Raw genomic sequence first — 18711 nt, forward strand, 5'->3', positions numbered from 1 at the left:
CCATTCCCCATTCCCCATTCCCCATTCCCTCATTCCCCATTTAAAAATCTACACCTCGTTTAAGTTCTACACCTTGATTAGCATAGTGTTTGTGGCAATAAACCTCTGAGTGGACGCTAGCCAAATCAAAGTACGCGGGTGGATTTTGGCAGCGGCCAGTGATAATAATTTCGGTGTCGCGGGGTTTGCGGAGTAAAGCTTGGACAATGGGTTCTACGGGGAGTAATTCTAAGTCAACGGTGGGATTGAGTTCATCGAGAATAATAGTTTTATACAATCCAGAGGCGATCGCAACTTTGGCAATTTCCCAACCTCGTTCGGCTTCTACATAATCTAATTCTTGCCGGGAATTTCGCCAGACGATCGCATCTCCACCGCAACGCTGATGATCTACCACTTCTGGATACGACTGCTGCAAAGCGGCGATCGCGGCGTCTTCTGTGTAGCCAGTACCACCTTTAAGCCACTGCATAATCAATACACGGGTAGACCCTGGATGGTTAATTCCTCTACCAATTGCCTGTAAGGCTTTGCCCAAAGCACTAGTAGATTTACCTTTACCAGCACCAGTATAAATTTCAATCCCTTCCAGGAAGAGGGCTTTGGCTGTTGGGTGGTGATGAGGTTTCATTTCTGAGTGCAAATCTGCAATATCGAGCAATTTTTGCGGTGCGGCGCGTCCAGTGGCGATGATTTCCAACTCTTGGGGTTTAGATTTTAATGTCTTTACGACTTCATCCACTGGTAGCAAACCCAAATCCAGAACTGGGTTAATTTCATCTAAGACGACAACTGAATATAAACCACTAGCAATCGCACCTTTGGCCACATCCCAACCCCGCATTGCTTCATCTCGGTCAAAAGTGGTAATTGCCTCCGGGCCAAAAAATTCGGCTCTCCCGGTGCGAACCTGGTCAATTAAATGGGGAAACCCGCGCTGTAAAGCTGCGATCGCGCCATCTTCGTCATAATCACGTTCTGGCCCTTTTAAAAATCGCAGCAGTAAAACACGATTAGAATTGCTAGGCATATTTATTCCCAAGCCAATGGAGCGCAAAACCACCCCCAAAGCCGCTTGAGATTTACCTTTACCCAGACCATCGTAGACGTGAATTTGACCAATAAGCCGTTCTTGACGTACTTGCGCCGTCCGAATTCCAATACCGTTCCTTGTCATCTCTGGAAAAGCTATAACTATGGCAGTCTTTAATCTTACCTAACCTCTTGTACTCTCAGGTAGAGAAACTGCCCCTCTAACGCCTCTGTACAAGGGTTAGTTCGATCTATTAACAATCTCAATAGAGGAATACTGGCACACTCGCATAGTAAAGGACAAGAACAATGGGATAATTTCCCCCATCACCCTTACTATCCCAGTTATACTCACTACAGTTAACCCTTACCCTTAAACATTTATGCTTGACAATTGGATGCTTCCCAGGGTTTTTCCCATTGGTGGATTTCTGTTTGACTTTTTATTTGTACTGATTGCTATCCCCATCGAAGCTTATGTTTTGCATTCTCGACTAAAATTTGACAAAAAAACCAGTACTTTTTATGCAATTTCTATCAATCTGTTTTCTAGCGTAATTGGTTGGTTCATATTTTTTGTATCAGAACCAATGTTACCAATACAGGTGAAATCAGAATTAATTAACTATGTATTTTTTAATAATTTCAAATCGACGAACACACAACCTTTTATTATTTTAACTGCTTGTATAATTTTTTTTACTACGTTTTTGATGAAATTTTTCATTTTAAGGGTCTTGTTATTCTCATTAAATGAATCATTTGTGACAAAGGAAGAAGAACCTAAAACATCTCAGCGCTTGCAACGGCGTCGTTTTATCACTCTGAATTTCCAAAATACTAATTTGGTTACTACGGTACTAATAGCAAATTCTCTAAGCTATACTGCAATAACTATTATTTTATTATTTCGTTCAAAATAGCAATAAACTACTTGTTTATTTCAGAGGAAAAATATTGATTAATCAGGTGTACGGAGGAATATGAATACGCTACTAAAAGATTTCTTTGGGGCTTTTAAATTTGTTGAAGGGCTTTATGCAGGAATTAGAAAAATATTAGTTCCACCCAAAGCTTATTCTTGGCAGACATTTATTTATTTGAGTATTTTTTCTTGGGTACTTTCATATTGTGCTACAGGTTATATCAAAGATATAATTGCCTTTTTCGGTTGGTTATTTTTAATTGCCGGCACAGCTTGGTATACAACTGAAGATCCTTTGAGGGTTCCTGGTACTTTTATGCCAGTCGGGGCAGTAATCACTGGATTCTTAGTGAGTGTTTTTGCATTTGGAGATCAACGAGATGTAATTACACCCAGAACAATTGTTTTTTGGCCGACAATTTCAGCACTAATTACGGCAATACCAGAGTTTATTGAAGGAAATGATACTGATGCAAAAGCTCGCATTCCTAAACCACAAGATCGCCAAAGAATCATAATTTTGGTTGCTAGTAGTATGCTGCTAAGTTGCTGGATTCAGTTTCACTTTGTGACGGATAATTGGTTACGACAATATCCCAGTTTGCAGGCAGATACTTTTAAACATAGTACCTTTGTTCCTAGAACAGAAGAATTAGTAAAAATTCCCCGAAACGGCGTTGTCATTCTCCAGAGACTTCAACCAATAGTAGTAGATCAAATAGCCCAAAGACCTTGGTCAGAAGTAGAAAAATGGTTGCTAGATGCGAAACAGCGGGTAGGAAATCTGGGTAGGGAAATCATTAAAAAGAACCTGAGTAAATATGAAGAGAAGGAACTATGGCGCGTTGAGCCGCGTGTAGCTAATACAAAGTCTGGATATATATTAGATTTATTAAGTATTTGGATAGGCCCAAGTTCTAACCCACGAGGCTATTACTTAAAAAAATCTTGTCGCATTGAACCAGTTGCAACAGCTACTAATTCCGAGAATAAGATTACAGTTGCAGAAATCGAATGCGATCGCGCCAGTAAATTAATTGCTGGTTCACCGCCTCCGCAGCAGTGACGAGTGGGGTAGCGGAGTAGGGAGCAGGGGGCAGGGGGCAGCACTTCTCTACGAGAGGCTGCGCCAACGGCTACGCTCAGTGACCGAGGGGCAGGGAGAATAACTAATGACGAATGACAAATGACAAATGACCAATGACAAATGACGAATGACAAATGACAAATGACTATTAACAGAATTTTTGTATTGGCAAAGAATGTGTTTCAGGAAGTGGTACGCGATCGCATCCTATATATTATTGGTTTTTATGCGCTAGTACTCGCTACTGCCTTCCGCGTCCTTCCTGAATTTGCAGCTACAGCTGAAGATAAAATGTTTTTAGACTTTGGGATGACGGCGATGAATGCCATCGGGTTAATTATTACGATATTTATTGGTACGGGACTAATTAATAAAGAAATTGAAAAACGCACTATTTTAGTATTAATTGCTAAACCCGTTAGTCGCAGCGAAATTATCGTCGGCAAATACTTGGGTTTATCCGCAGTCCTAGCTGTGCTTGTCGCCACGATGACAGTAATTTATCTGCTATTTCTGCAAATTGGTAATATTCCTCATCCTACAGCAAGCATTCTAATTGCTGCAATTTTCTTATTTTTGCAGTTGTCATTAATTACTGCTGTGGCTATTACCTTTGGTGTTTTTACTGCTTCTCTGCTAGCGACTATTTTAACCTTTGCGGTATATTTAATCGGAAATATTACTCAAGATTTAGTACAACTGGGTCGTCTGAGCCGTAACCCTGGTATGGAACGTCTAACTCAAGCTTTGTTTCTTTTCTTGCCAGATTTATCTCGATTAGATTTGAAAAATGATGCCGTTTATGGTCTGCAAGCACTACCTGACACTACTGCACTGATTATGAATGCTAGTTATGGCTTACTTTATAGTGCCATGTTGTTAGCGATCGCTATTGCAATCTTTTCACAACGTGAATTTTAGACATTGGGCATTGGGCATTTGTCATTGGGCATTGGTCATTTGTCATTTGTCATTGGTTATTAATTCGTAAAGATTCAGGTCTAATATTTAGAAAGTAGAGATGGGGGAGTACAGATAATTATTAGAATCAGCCAGTAGTGCTTGTACAAAAAAATCAATAATAGACTTGCCTTGACGACGACAAGTCTGCACCACCGTCAATAAATCGCTAACCTTCCAAATCGAAGATCTCCCTACAGGACAACTAGCCGAAGCTCAAATCACCAAATTCGACTCCTTTGGTCGCCCTAACGGCGGCACAATCCTCATCGACGACGACGCCAACGGTATCGGATGGTTCATCGACCCCACACCCCTAGACAACAGCGAATTCACCCAAACCCTCACCGATACAGCCTTCTGCGCCACTACAGGCGATGCATTCGGCAAATACGACCTGCTCACCAGCATCCTGCACGAAATGGGACACCTAGCAGGCATCATCAACGGCTACAGCTAATTTGACCGCCACATCCAAACCGTCAACGGCTCCAAATTCTTCCGAGGCGACAACTTCACCGCCACCCTTACCCCCGATGGTAGTAGTTTTGTAGGTTGGGTGCAGCGATAGCGTAACCCAACATAAATCAGTTAGTAATGTTGGGTTGCGTTTCATTCCACCCAACCTACATAAATACAGCACTTTGTGTAACGGTTTGGTACAGTAGTTGAGAAGATAAAAGTAAAAAATCAGATGAAACCCTACTCAGTAGATCTGCGGGAGAAAATGATTAGTGTTTACGAAGCGGGAAATACATCTATTCGCAAAGTAGCAGAAAGATTCAAGGTAAATAAAAATACAGTACAAGACCTCGTGAACCGAAAACGAGAAAAAAGGACACTAGAGCCAAGTGTAGCAACTGGAGGAAAACCGAGCCAACTATCTGGTTATTCTCAACAGATAGAGGAAATGGTAGCAGAACATCTTTTCTCACTGCTGCTACTGTACCAGTTAGTCGCGCAAAGTGCTGTATATCTTTTAATATTTTTTAAAAAACTCTAGGTTTCAACATAGATGAGGTTTATCTGAGGTTGCTCAATTGTGCCATCAGGCATGATAGTATCTCGCAACTTCGCATAAATCAAATTTGTCTTCCAAAGGTTTGCCTTATTCAAGTTTGCTTTAGTTAAATTTGCCCATGTTAAGTCTGCACCGGTTAAGTTAGCCTCAGTCAAATTAGCTTCGAGTAATTTTGCTCCACATAGCTTTGCTCGTGTGAGATTTGCAAAACTTAAGTTAGCTTCAATCAGGGATGCTTCAATTAATTGGGCTTCACTTAAGTCTGCTTCTCTCAAATCTACATCACATAAAGAAGCACCCCAAAGATTACTACCTATGAATTTAACTCGCCATAAGAATGTTCCGCACAAATTTGCTCGTGTTAAATCAGCATTAGTCAAATTGGCTTCACATAAAGATGCTTCATACAAATTGGCTTCACGTAAGCTAGCTTGCATCAAATTTGCGCCACTTAAATTAGCACGAGTTAGAACACAGCCAGACAAATTTGCATCACGCAAATCTGCTCCGATAAAGTTAATACCATTTAAATTAATTCCTTTCAGGTCGATTCCCCTCAAATCACATCCACTGAAATCTCGGCGCTGAAAATGTTTATTTGTGATTTGACTTAAAATAAATTCCTGTTGTTGAGCATAATTGTTCATGGTATTCACCTCTGGGTGTAATTGATCTCAAAGGTTGAGTGTGCTAGTTATCGCAATACTTCTCGGTTAGGCATTTTTAATTCGGAATCGGGTTTTGGCAAAAGGTTACTGGGTTTGGGTTAAAGGTTTTTTCTTTCCCCTTAACCGAGAAGTATTGGTAGTTACCGTATATTGAGAGTACACCGCAAACGGAGATTAGCTCAGTAAATAATCAAAAATAAATTAAAAGAAAATCGGCAATCACTTGAAAATGCGTTTTTTCAGTGGTTTCTAAAACAAAAAATGCTGACATAAGTCAGGAAATATTGATACGGTCGCAGTCATTTGTACTAATGGCAAATGACAGATGACTTCGATTTTCTCACGGCTTTTATGAAAAGCCTTGGGATAAGTTACAACTATTTTCAGGTAAATAGACCACGCGGTAGGGGCGCAAGGTCTTGCGCTCCTCCAACAGATGTGGTTCAAATACATGAAAACTGCTGTAAGATTCAAAACTTTTATTATTACTGAGTACTTACCCTCACTCAGGATTGATAGCGAAGGCATAACTCAACTTAGTTATGGCGTATCTTTTTGTTGCTTTCACTACTGTGCTTTTTGATTTACTTGTAACCAAATTTCTAAACTAGCAAGCAACCACAGCTTTACTCCATACCGGCTCCAAGTATCTCCTTGATAGTTTAACCAATTACGAATTGGCAACTGGTTTAAGTAAGGAGTAATACATGCATTTCGATTGAGCAATAAATCTCTGGCTTCTTGCTGCCAATATTTCCGAAATCCTAACTGCACTGGTACCATCATGCCACTTTTGGGACGATGAATAATTGTGTCTGGTAAGATATCTGCGATCGCCAAAGATGTACCGTAGGTAATTGCTTGCTTTAAAACTGCTTTTTCTTCTACTCCAGAAAGCTTATACTCTGGAGGTATCTCCATACTTAACTCTACTATTCGTTGGTCGAACAGAGGAGAACGACCTTGCAAAAGAGCAGCTTGAGTCAAGTTACTGACTTTCGTCAGAATTTGGTCAGCGCCTTTAAATTTGATATTCATTGCCATCAAACGATTCAGATAGCTGGCTTGGGAATATAAATCTTCTGCAAAAACCCAAGGCGCTGTTTGTACTGCTGTCCAAACTTCTGGTTTTAAAAGTTGCGGTAAGTCAACAGCACACTTTTGAAAGGAAATTAAATAAGCATACAATGCATCTTGATTGGTGACGGAGCCATATAAACTATTAATTAGCATGGGCTGATTTTTTGGCCCGCCAAAACAGGGGTCGCCACCTTCACCATTTAAAACTACTTCTACACTTTCTCTCGCCAGTCGTCCTAGCAAAAAGTTGGGAACAGTCAGTGGGTCGCCAATAGGATCGTCTAAATAAGCCATTGTTTCCGGCAAACGCGACCACATATCCTTAAAAGTAATTTCTAAAATGTGGTGCTGTGTTTGACAATGGGATGCAACGAGACTGGAAAATTCTAACTCATTGGGACATTCCGAACCAAAATGAATCGAGAAGGTGTGGACTGGTGCTTTGTGGAATTTTGCTACTAAAGCAGTGATACTACTAGAGTCCAAACCACCAGAAAGAAAAACGCCAACGGGTTCATTTGCTGGTGGTAAATATTCTTGAACAACTTGCTCTAGAAGTTCTCGCAAGCGATCGCCATGCCATGCTAAAGGTCGATCGCTTGCTATAATTTGTTCTTGAAGTTGCCAATAAGCTGTAACTTTGTGGTCGGGAAATTCTAAAACGGTTCCAGGTCGGAGTTCTTGCACCTGTTCCCAAAGGGTTCGTTCGCCGGGAATAAAAGCACAACAAAGATAATCTCGCAACGCCACCAAATCTAAATCAGATGAACGATGGGGTGATAAAGTTCTCAGTTGAGGCGCAATCCAACGAACCGAACCACTGGTAGTATAATAGAGAGTACGAACACCGATGCGATCGCGAATCAATCTCAACACCTGTTTGTCTCTATCCCAAACCACCAACGCAAACATCCCTACAAGTTGGCTGAGACTTTCATTACCCCATTGTTCCCAAAGATTGGCCACCAGTTGCAGAGAACTTGCTTGAAAGCTATCCGGTTCAATTCCCAACTTTTGCAGCAACTGCACTCGGTTAGTTAACCAAACATCACCAATCACAACAAATCTTCCTCTAGAACTGATTGCTAATTTCTCTGCCGGAAATTCCGAAGTTGTGTGTGGTAAAATTACAGAAATTTTTTCATCTCGCCAAGCTATATCTTCATAATTTGGATTAATGTTTCCCCATGCTACGCGCCAGGTTGGATTAGTTTTGATGAATTCGATTTTAGGAGATTTACGATTTTTAAACGCATCAAATAGCATGGGAAATTTTTAACGCATAATCCAACATTTTGAAACGCAGATTCCAACTGAACCACCTGCCACTTGCCTCTTGCCTACTTATAAAGATCCAGCAATCATCCCAGCAAGTAAAATAAAACCAATCCACACGTTTTGCTGAAACATCTTACCATAAGCAGAATTAGGTAAGTTTCCCTTTCTTAATCGCAGAGACTGCCAAACCCATCCGATAGTAGCAATTGCAAGGCTAATCCAGAAGGCTAAGTGTAGATGTATAACTACGCCTAACCAAGACAATAACAAAATTGTGCCAGCAAAGAAAATTCCAATGGCTAGAGGGGCATAATTACCAAAAAATAGGGCGCTAGAATTAACACCAATGCGGCGATCGTCTTCTTTATCGCTCATGGCGTAAACTGTATCAAATCCCAATGTCCACAGTACTGTCGCGCCCCAAAGTAACCAAGTTGGTTGAGAAAGATTTTGCGTGACTGCACTCCAGCTAATCAAGACCCCAAAACCCCAAGCGATGGAAAGCACCAGTTGCGGTACGGGAAACACCCGCTTTGCACCTGGATAAAGCAAAATTACAGGCACTGCTGCCACGCATAACCAGAAACTCAGGGGGTTAAGATAAAAGGCCAAGACTGCTGCACACGCTAAAGAGACGATCGCAACTACAATTCCAACTTTCACAGATAAGGCGCGAGAAGCAAGGGGGCGATCGCGTGTTCTCTCCACTTCTGGATCGATATCCCGATCCCACAAATCGTTGACAACACACCCAACCGCACTCGTGGCCAGAGTACCCAATATAATCACACCAACCAGAGGTAAAGGCGGTTTTCCTGAAGCTGCCAAAAACACAGCCCAAAGGGCAGGAATCATTAAAATTAACCGCCCTTCTGGTTTATGCCAGCGTAAAAGCCGGATAATTACAAGCCAAATTGGTGACTGGGGGCGTTCTGGCGTCGTTAGCATAGGATTGAGGGGGCAGGGGGCAGGAGGCAGGGGGCAGGGGGCAGGGGAGCAGGGGGAGATGAGGGGGACAAGGGGGACAAGGGGGACAAGGGAGAATTATTGAACCAGTTTCTTCCTTGTCTCCCCCTTCTTCCTTGTCTTCCTTGTCTTTTCCCAATGCCCCATTCCCTATTCCCTATGCCTTATTTTTTAATTCACACTTCTTTACATCTATAGAATAACGTTATTTGTTATTTGTAAAAACATAACTGAAAGTGGCAACTTTAAATATCTTTAAATAGTCACTGAGGTTATAAGTAGTAGGGTAAATATACATAGCTAGTATGGGTTAAACCCTAGCTATCTACTAACAGCACTCAGCCTGAGCAAGTGTGTTGTCATAAATATCAGTGCTAGCTACCCCGACATATCACCGTTTGCGATCATTTCTTATAAAGAGAGAAAACTAGATGCTGGATTTAGTTTCTAGCTGGGAGAGTAGTCCTACTCAACCATCTAAGCAACATCGGATTATTGCTGCCATTGATTTGGGAACAAATTCTCTACACATGGTAGTAGTCAAGATTGACCCTACACTACCAGCTTTCAGCATTATTGCTAAAGAAAAGGAAACCGTAAGGCTTGGCGATCGCAATCTTACCACTGGAGAACTCAAACCAGAGATAATTGAAAAGGCGATCGCTGCTTTAAGACGCTTTCAAGAAGTTGCCAAAACTATCAACGCTGAAACAATCATCGCTGTGGCAACTAGTGCTGTGCGAGAAGCACCCAATGGGAAAGATTTTTTGCACACAATAGAAACGGAGTTGGGTTTAAGCGTTAACTTGATTTCTGGTCAAGAAGAAGCGCGGCGAATTTATCTTGGTGTGCTGTCGGGGATGGAATTTAACAACCAGCCCCACACCATTATTGATATTGGCGGTGGTTCCACAGAATTAATTTTAGGCGATAGTCAGCAAGCCCGGATTCTCACCAGTACCAAAGTTGGTGCAGTGCGACTCACTAGCGAGTTAATCACTACTGACCCCATCAGCACCAGTGAGTTCCAATATCTGCAAGCTTATGCACGCGGGATGTTGGAACGTTCTGTAGAAGAAATCTTAGCAAACCTAGAGTCTGGGGAATCTCCGCGTTTGGTGGGTACATCCGGCACAATTGAAACCCTGGCGATGATTCATGCACGGGAAAAGTCGGGTGTCATTCCTTCCACTCTCAATGGCTACCAATTTAGTTTGAAAGACTTGCAAGAGTTGGTAAATCGCCTGCGGAAACTGAGTAATTCCGAAAGGGCTGAAATTCCTGGGATGCCAGAGAAGCGCCCTGAAGTTATCCTCGCTGGCGCAGTCATATTACAAGAAGCAATGACCCTTTTGGGTAGTGAATCAGTAACAGTTTGTGAGCGTTCTCTGAGGGAAGGCGTAATCGTAGACTGGATGCTAACCCACGGTTTAATTGAAGATAAACTACGCTACCAAAGTTCAATTCGGGAACGGAATGTCCTCAAACTCGCAGATAAATACCATATCAATTTAGAATACAGCGATCGCGTGGCAAAATTTGCCGAGAGTTTATTTGACCAAACTCAAGGTACTCTACATCATTGGGGAACTGATGAACGACAAATGCTCTGGGCAGCGGCAATATTACACAATTGCGGTCATTATATCAGCCATTCGTCTCACCACAAGCACTCTTACTATTTAATTCGCAATGGAGAATTACTCGGTTATACAGAAACCGAGATTGAAATTATTGCTAATTTAGCGCGTTATCATCGCAAATCGCCGCCCAAGAAAAAACATGAAAACTACCAGAGTTTGCTGACCAAACAACAACGACAAATTGTTAGTCAATTAAGTGCGATTTTAAGATTGGCAGTAGCATTAGATAGACGAAAAATTGGTGCAGTTGCTCAAGTGCAATGTGAGTATTATTCACAGCTTAGGCAGGTCAACCTGCTAATTTTCCCTACTCAATCAGATGATGATTGTGCTTTAGAACTTTGGAGCTTAGATTATAAAAAAGAGGTGTTTGAAGAAGAATTTGGAGTGAAATTAGTAGCGAGTTTAGAAAAGTCTAGTATTCCTAACTTCTCTTAGAAATTCGGGTGCGTTAACACAGTGTAACGCACCTGCATATAGCTTATATTTATATTTGCGATCGATAATCGGCTTGAGAAGTTAGTCTCAATATAAAAGCTTAAGGGAAAAATCAAAAAAATTATTTAATGAATTTTTAAGAAGTTATTATTAACAAGTAATATTCTCATATACAACAAAAATCTTAATTAAATTTGTAAAGTGGATCGAGCTAAAAAATATATATCATTTTGACATCTAACTTAAGGACGAATTTATAACTGTCCCAAGGAAACATTTAAAAACAGACATTAGTAATTAGAATAGAATTAACAATCTATTAAATGTAGGTTATGTTGCTAGTGGATATCTAAGCCGGGAAACTTAGATATCCTTATATAAAATCTCACTAGTTTAATAAGTAAGGGACTTCCAAAGAAAAAAACATTCAATTTTTCTTGTGGGGCGGGCGGACGAGACGCCCACCCAATGGTTAAGGCGGACAAGATGTCCACCCCACAAGATTGAATAATTTATTTCTTGGTAATCCCTAATCAAGCAGACATAATATTGAGGGCTGCAAAAGAAACTTGCGCAGAAGCTTAGAAAGGGGAAGGGAGACAAAAGCCTAGCAAGAAGTAGGGGCGTAAGGACTTGCGCCCCTACGACTGTTGTTTGCGCTCTGAAGTTATTACGAAAATACTACGCACTGCGATCGCCTAATGCGCTTTTGGAGGGTTAACAACCTGATTTGGTATAAGTATTAACTGTATCCATATCTAAAGCTAAACGACCTGAAAGCTATTAGGAGGTATTTATTAAGTGATTACACCGCACTATGTTCCATTGCTAGTGCTTTTTATCATGATTGGATAGATAATAGAACTAAGTATGAGCAAAAATAGAGAACTCACATTTAAGGAGCTTTAATGACTAAACGTATTACCAGTGCTGTAAATTCGCTAGTAGCAAACTTCTCGCGACGAAATGCACTTTTGTGGCTTGGAGGTAGTGGAATAACAACCGCCTTGATGGTGGGAACACAAAAGGAAGTGAGCGCTAAAGACAACAAAGAGTTGAAATTGGTGAACCCACCAACATTATATAATCCAACCCAAAATGGCTATAGCCATATAGCTGTGACACCATCAAGGGCGAGAACTGTCTATATTTCTGGTCAATTTGGTTCCGATTTGCAAGGGAATCTTGTCTCCAATGAATTTGAAAAGCAGTTAATACAGGCTTTTAAAAACCTCCGTTATGCCTTAGCAGCGGTTGGGGCACAACCACAAGATGTCGCAAAAACTACTGTTCTGATAGTGGATCACAACCAAAATAAATTGATCCCGTTAGGACGTGAAATTATAAATTTATGGGGGAATCAACCACCAGCAAACACTCTTATTCCCGTTCCTAGACTTGCACTTGACGGTATGTTGTTTGAAATTGATGCTTATGCGGTAATTCCAGATAACCGTAGTTGAAGACTGGTTTCAAAATTCTATCAATCACAGTCGGCGGAATAACAAACTTCCGCTACTGTCAATCAATAATAGGCTCTCCTATTTGAGTAAGTAATTGCCTTTAGTCAGACTACGAAACCTAACTAAAAATCCCAGCAAGTACTATAGGAATCCGGTTTGATTTCTGAAAAGATACGTAGTGGCGCGGCAAGGCTAAAATGTTGCAATAAATTTTTTTGTGGTGTGGGCCGAAAAGCCCGCACCGGACGGGCGAGACGCCCATCCCACAAGACTTTGTTAATGCACAATTTTTTTGCTTGCCACGCCACTACAATACCTAATTTTGTTCAAAAATCAAATAGTAGTCCTATAGTAGTTTGCTCTTGTTAACTTGGTTCTTTAAAGTTTAAAGGGAAAAGGTGAAAGTTTTTAACCTTTTCCCTTTAAACTTTCCCTAGCCCTTACAAGCATATTTTTGAGTTAAAAAATTCCTACTTTACCTTTGTAGATTCTTAATTTACTATTGAGAACCTTGACGCTTTGTGCCAGATATTCTATCTCTGCATTGAATGCTTTAAAGCTAAGGCAGCGTGTAATGTACACTAAAATTTAAAGCTTATCTTCATAAATGGTCTGAAAAGTAAAGCCATAGTAATCTTTATTAATTAACATTAAACTGCCGTTATGAATTTGGGAATAATCAACTTATAAATTACTCGGATTTAACAGTATGTTTAGCACTCATGTTAATATTTCTGGATACCAAATCATTGAAGAAATCTACAATGGTTCGAGAACTATAGTTTATCGAGGGTATCGAGAAAGTGACTCATTACCTGTAGCGATCAAACTACTGAAAAATCCATATCCCTCCTTCAACGAACTAGTGCAGTTTCGCAATCAGTACACCATTGCCAAAAATCTCAACTCATCTTTAATCGTCCAAACCTATAGCCTGGAAGTGTATCAAAATACCTATGCATTGGTGATGGAAGATTTTGGTGGCATTTCTCTAAAAAATTATTTTCCTCGCGATCAAACACGAGACATTAGGTTTTTACAAGAGTTTTTACAAATAGCGATCGCACTCTGTAATACCTTAGAGATACTCTATAGTCAGCGCATCATTCATAAAGATATCAAACCGAGCAATATTTTAATTAATCCTGATTCCAAAGAAGTTAAATTAATCGACTTTAGTATTGCCTCTCTATTACCAAGAGAAACGCATACGCTAATCAGTCCTAATGTGTTAGAAGGAACACTAGCTTATATTTCTCCAGAACAAACAGGGAGAATGAATCGGGGAATTGACTACCGGACTGATTTTTACTCACTTGGTGTAACTTTCTACGAATTACTCACAGGTGAGTTACCTTTTCAATCAAACGATCCAATGGAGTTGGTGCATTCACATATTGCTAAGGTAGCCTCATCAATAGATGTAATTAACTTACAAATTCCGGCGGTAATTTCGGATATCGTTAGCAAATTAATGTCAAAAAATTCTGAAGACCGCTATCAGAGTGTATTAGGATTAAAGTATGATTTAGAAAAATGTTTAGCTCAACTGAAAACAACAGGTAAAATTGAAAGTTTCCCAATTGCCCAAAGGGATGTGTGCGATAGATTTATTATCCCTGATAAACTCTATGGACGAGAAGCAGAAGTAGAAACTCTGTTAGAAGCATTTGAAAATGTCAGCCTGGGAGCAACAGAAATAATCCTGGTAGCTGGGTTTTCGGGGATTGGTAAAACTGCGGTTGTTAACGAAGTTCATAAACCTATTGTTCGCCAACACGGTTATTTTATCAAAGGCAAATTTGACCAATTTAATCGGAATATTCCTTTTTCTGCATTTGTCCAAGCTTTCCGTAACTTCATGGAGCAATTACTAGCAGAAAGTGATGTCCAAATACAAAAATGGCAAAATCAAATTATTCAAGCATTAGGTGAAGACGGACAAGTAATTATTGAAGTCATTCCCGAATTAGAAAAAATTATTGGTAAACAATCACCTGCGCCAGAATTATCAGGTAACGCAGCACAAAACCGATTTAATTTATTATTTCAGAAATTTCTCCAAGTATTTACAACTAAAGAACATCCCTTAGTCATATTCTTAGATGACTTACAGTGGGTAGATTCAGCTTCATTAAAACTCATGCAATTATTAATGAATGAAGCTAATCAGGGATATTTATTGTTAATTGGCGCTTATAGAGACAATGAAGTTTTTCCAGCACATCCATTGATGGTAATGTTGGATGAAATTCGCAAAATAGGTGTCAAGGTAAATAGTCTTAATCTAAAACCACTCAACCAATTACAATTGAATCAACTTGTAGCCGATACATTAAATTGTGCAGAAAATGTGGCATTGTCTCTTTCACAATTGATTTATCGTAAAGCTCAAGGGAATCCATTTTTTGCAACTCAAATCTTGAAATCATTACATCAAGATCGACTCATTCAATTTAATTCTGTAGAGGGATGTTGGCAATGCGACATTTCTCAAATCAATCAGCAAACTCTAGCAGACAATGTTGTTGATTTTATGGTTTTCCAATTACGAAGATTACCAGAATCAACTCAACAACAATTGAAACTAGCCGCTTGTATTGGTAATCAGTTCGATTTAAAAACATTAGCGATTGTTTCTAAACAATCGGAGGTAGAAACCGCAGATTGCTTGTGGAAGGCTTTGCAAGAAGGGTTGATTTTGCCGCAAAGTGAGGTTTATAAGTTTTTTGTTGGTTCCGAAAATCAAGCAGCTACTCAAGAACAGTCTGAGATGGTTGTATATAAATTTTTACACGATCGCGTCCAGCAAGCTGCCTATTCACTCATTCCAGAAGCACAAAAACAGTCAACACACTTGCAAATTGGGCAACTGTTGTTGCAGAATACACCTAAAGAGCAGCAAGAGTCAGGAATTTTTGCGATCGTTAACCAATTCAATTACGGACTGGAGTTATTAGAAGAAGCTGACGAACGAGAACATTTATCCCGGTTAAATCTGATAGCTGGTTGTAAAGCCAAAAACTCCACAGCTTATGCAACAGCAGTTGAGTATTTAAAAGTGGCAATGCTTCTATTACCGATAAATGCTTGGCAAAGCAGCTACGATTTGGCCCTTGCTGTTTACGAGTCTGCGGCTGAGGCAGAATATCTGAATACAAACTTTGAGTCATCAAAATCATTAGTAGAGATTATCCTCAAAAATGCTAAATCTCCATTAGAAAAGGTTCGTACCTATGAGATTCAAATCCAATCTTATACGGCGCAAAATAAATTCATTGAAGCAATAGCCACAGGTAGAGAAGCACTGCAATTACTAGATTTGACGTTACCTGAAGATGGTAGCACTCAAATTATTTTTGAGGAATATGACCAATTAAAACAAATGTTGGTTCATCAATCGATTGCAGCATTGGCAGATATGCCAGAAATCATTGATCCCCAAAAATTAGTTGCACTCCGCATATTATCAGGTTTATTTGCTCCAGTTTATATAGCCAAACCGATGTTATTGCCGCTCAAAATTTTTACAATGATCGAAATTTGTATTAAGTACGGCAACTCACCACAGGCAGCTGTTGCCTATAGTCTCTATGGATTATTTTTGTGCAGTATTGGTGCAATTGAAGATGGATATCAGTTTGGTAAACTGGCAGTACAACTTTTAGAAAAATTTCAAACTAAAGAACTTAAAAGTAGGGTTTATTTAACATTTAGTTTGTTTATTAAACATTGGAAAGATTCTATTAAATCCACATTGAATCTCTTTTTAGAGGGCTTGCAGAGTGGATTAGAAACCGGAAATTTAGAATATGTAGGCTATTGTGCCAATTGCTATTGTCAATTTCTCTTTTGGAGTGGAGAAAACCTAGAAAATGCTGTCCTGGAGGCTGATAAATATTGCGATCTCATGCAGCAAATTAAACAAGAGGTATCTCTGGTTTGGGGAAATATCTGGCGGCAGACTGTTCTAAATTTACAAGGAGAAGCGGCTAATCCCTGTTGTTTAATTGGTAAGCATTTTCACGAAGTTGAAATGTTACCGACTTTAATTGAAACAAACAATATCAATGGTATTTGTTATGTCTATCTAGCAAAAACGCTCCTAGCTTATCTTTTTGGTGAGTATGAATCTGCTTGGGAATATTCCCAAAAATTTGAGCAGTATGAGCAGGGAGCAGCAGGCTTATTAATTGTTCCCTTGCGGAATTTCTATCAATCTTTGAGTTTGCTAGCTCTTTGTTCTCAAGGAAATGAAGCACAGCAACAGCTTTATCTCCAGAAAGTAGCCGAAAACCAGTCAAAAATGCAAGAATGGGCGGCTCATGCACCAGTAAATTATCAGCACAAGTACAATTTAATTTTAGCTGAACAAGCTCGTGTAACTGGCGATCGCTTACAAGCCGCAGATTATTATGAAATAGCGATCCAAGAAGCGATCGCCAATGACTATGTTCAGGAAGCAGCGATCGCTAACGAACTTGCTGCCAAATTTTACCTAGAATGGGGTAAAGAAAAAGCCGCAGAAGGATATCTGCAACAAGCATATTACAGTTATGCCCATTGGGGAGCAAAAGCCAAAACTGATGACTTGGAAAAACGCTATCCCAAATTACTCAAACCCGTTTTGCAACAGCAAGAATTCAACTTAAACCCCTTAGAAACCATAGCCAGCATTGCTCGTACATCTAGTTACACTACCAGCAGTACTAATATTTCTGATGCTCTAGATTTAACCTGCATTCTCAAAGCAGCTCAAACTATCTCCAGTTGTATCGAATTAGACGCACTGATCGGCAGTCTCACTCGCATTATCTTAGAAAATTCTGGTGCGAAAACATCTGTATTAATTCTTCCTCAAAAAGATACTTGGCAAGTGCGGGCAATTACTTTTATCGATGAACAGTCAAATTCCCAAACTGATGTCAAAACCATTCTAGATTCACAACTAATAGATGCTTGCCAATATATTCCGCGAAAGCTAATAAATTACGTTAAAAATACTCAAGAAACCGTCATCATAGACAATTGTGAAACGAGTATTCCTGGTGTAATTGGAGAATATATGCTCCTACATCAACCTCAAAGCGTATTATGTACGCCCATTATTAACCAAGGTAATTTGGTGGGGATTCTCTACCTAGAAAATCAATTGAATCAAGGAGTATTTACTAGTAACCGCTTACAGGTGATTAACCTACTTTCCTCCCAAGCAGCAATTGCTTTGGAAAATGCTCGGCTTTATCAGCAAGCTGGACAAGCTTTAGAAGATTTGCAACAAGCTCAATTACAAATCGTCCAAAGCGAAAAGATGTCTGCGTTGGGCAATTTAGTTGCTGGCGTCGCTCATGAAATGAACAATCCTCTTGGTTTTATTGCTGCCAGTCTCCAACAAGCTAAACCAACATTTATTGATGTGATCGAACACTTGAAACTATATGAACAAAAGTTTCCTACTCCCGGAGATGAAATTTTTACCCATGCTGAAGAAATCGATTTGGAATATAGCTTAGAAGATTTGCTCAAAATAATTGATTCGATGACAATAGCGTGTGATAGGCTCAAGAACATTAGCACCAGTCTGCGTACTTTTTCTCGTGCTGATAGAGATTACAAAGTACCGTTTAACATTCATGAAGGCATTGATAGTACGATTTTAATCCTCAAACATCGCCTGAAAGCGAACGAAGAACGTCCAGCTATTGAAGTAATGAATGAGTACGGAAATTTACCCAAAATTGAATGCTTTCCTGGGCAGTTAAACCAAGTATTTATGAACATCTTAGCAAATGCCATTGATGCCTTAGATGAATCAAATATAGGTAAGAGTTTTGAAAAGATTCAAGCCAATCCCAATCGGATTAAAATTACCACCTCTTTAAAAAATAAACAAGTTGAAGTGAGTATTGCTGATAATGCTCAAGGGATGAGTGAATCAGTCAAACAAAAGATATTTGACCACTTATTTACTACGAAAGGTGTAGGTAAAGGAACAGGATTAGGATTAGCGATCGCTCAGTCTATTGTTGTAGAAAAACATGGCGGTTCACTGGTTGTGAATTCTACCCTGGGCGTTGGAACAGAATTTGTAATTACCTTACCAATTCTGGCTCAGACTCAAAATTAATACCAATTAAAAAAAAGAATGCG

13 protein-coding genes are annotated in these 18711 nt (G+C 39.7%); 7 read left to right on the plus strand and 6 right to left on the minus strand.

Annotated elements, in window-relative coordinates; genetic code table 11:
* Positions 1–40 precede the first annotated feature (40 nt).
* Positions 41–1177, minus strand: a complete 1137-nt coding sequence (locus ACR5KR_RS06865; RefSeq protein ID WP_448265933.1) for a cob(I)yrinic acid a,c-diamide adenosyltransferase — start codon at positions 1175–1177, stop codon at positions 41–43.
* 238 nt (positions 1178–1415) lie between these two features.
* Here ACR5KR_RS06865 and fraC point away from each other — a divergent pair, with 238 nt between their 5' ends.
* The 3 genes from fraC to ACR5KR_RS06880 all read left to right on the plus strand — a co-directional run bounded on the left by fraC (position 1416) and on the right by ACR5KR_RS06880 (position 3965).
* On the plus strand, positions 1416–1955 hold the full coding sequence (gene fraC, locus ACR5KR_RS06870; protein ID WP_445627196.1) for a filament integrity protein FraC: 540 nt from the start codon (positions 1416–1418) through the stop codon (positions 1953–1955).
* 60 nt (positions 1956–2015) lie between these two features.
* Positions 2016–3023 carry a septal junction protein FraD gene (fraD, locus tag ACR5KR_RS06875; protein ID WP_448265934.1) on the plus strand — a complete coding sequence of 336 codons (1008 nt, stop codon included), beginning with the start codon at positions 2016–2018 and terminating at the stop codon, positions 3021–3023.
* 162 nt (positions 3024–3185) lie between these two features.
* Positions 3186–3965 carry an ABC transporter permease gene (locus ACR5KR_RS06880; protein ID WP_445627194.1) on the plus strand — a complete coding sequence of 260 codons (780 nt, stop codon included), beginning with the start codon at positions 3186–3188 and terminating at the stop codon, positions 3963–3965.
* A gap of 469 nt (positions 3966–4434) precedes the next feature.
* On the opposite strand, the gene ACR5KR_RS06885 is transcribed toward ACR5KR_RS06880, so the two are convergent.
* A complete protein-coding gene (locus ACR5KR_RS06885) occupies positions 4435–4620 on the minus strand; it encodes a hypothetical protein (protein WP_448265935.1) in 186 nt (61 codons plus the stop codon).
* 78 nt (positions 4621–4698) lie between these two features.
* Here ACR5KR_RS06885 and ACR5KR_RS06890 point away from each other — a divergent pair, with 78 nt between their 5' ends.
* Entirely contained in the window at positions 4699–5007 is a 309-nt protein-coding gene (locus ACR5KR_RS06890; protein ID WP_448265936.1) for an IS630 transposase-related protein, read from the plus strand.
* Here ACR5KR_RS06890 and ACR5KR_RS06895 read toward each other — a convergent pair.
* From ACR5KR_RS06895 to ACR5KR_RS06905, 3 genes are all read right to left on the minus strand, one after another.
* Positions 5004–5672 carry a pentapeptide repeat-containing protein gene (locus tag ACR5KR_RS06895; protein WP_448265937.1) on the minus strand — a complete coding sequence of 223 codons (669 nt, stop codon included), beginning with the start codon at positions 5670–5672 and terminating at the stop codon, positions 5004–5006. The two genes, ACR5KR_RS06890 and ACR5KR_RS06895, sit on opposite strands and share 4 nt — an antisense overlap.
* Before the next feature lie 588 nt (positions 5673–6260).
* Positions 6261–8039: an asparagine synthetase B family protein gene (locus ACR5KR_RS06900; RefSeq protein ID WP_448265938.1), complete on the minus strand. Its 1779-nt coding sequence runs from the start codon at positions 8037–8039 to the stop codon at positions 6261–6263.
* A 78-nt stretch (positions 8040–8117) separates the two neighbouring features.
* The gene (locus ACR5KR_RS06905) at positions 8118–8999 is read right to left on the minus strand and encodes a 4-hydroxybenzoate solanesyltransferase (protein ID WP_445627189.1); all 882 of its coding nucleotides are present in this window, start codon (positions 8997–8999) and stop codon (positions 8118–8120) included.
* Between the two features lie 449 nt (positions 9000–9448).
* Between ACR5KR_RS06905 and ACR5KR_RS06910 the strand changes: the two genes are divergently transcribed.
* Positions 9449–11098 (plus strand): Ppx/GppA phosphatase family protein, encoded by a 1650-nt coding sequence (locus ACR5KR_RS06910; protein WP_448265939.1) that lies wholly within the window; start codon positions 9449–9451, stop codon positions 11096–11098.
* Between the two features lie 908 nt (positions 11099–12006).
* The gene (locus tag ACR5KR_RS06915) at positions 12007–12561 is read left to right on the plus strand and encodes a RidA family protein (protein ID WP_445627187.1); all 555 of its coding nucleotides are present in this window, start codon (positions 12007–12009) and stop codon (positions 12559–12561) included.
* 122 nt (positions 12562–12683) lie between these two features.
* On the opposite strand, the gene ACR5KR_RS06920 is transcribed toward ACR5KR_RS06915, so the two are convergent.
* On the minus strand, positions 12684–12869 hold the full coding sequence (locus tag ACR5KR_RS06920) for a hypothetical protein (protein ID WP_448265940.1): 186 nt from the start codon (positions 12867–12869) through the stop codon (positions 12684–12686).
* Positions 12870–13270: 401 nt separating this feature from the next.
* Here ACR5KR_RS06920 and ACR5KR_RS06925 point away from each other — a divergent pair, with 401 nt between their 5' ends.
* A complete protein-coding gene (locus ACR5KR_RS06925; RefSeq protein WP_448265941.1) occupies positions 13271–18688 on the plus strand; it encodes a trifunctional serine/threonine-protein kinase/ATP-binding protein/sensor histidine kinase in 5418 nt (1805 codons plus the stop codon).
* The last annotated feature ends 23 nt before the right edge of the window (positions 18689–18711 follow it).

Source organism: Nostoc sp. DSM 114159 (assembly GCF_053470285.1).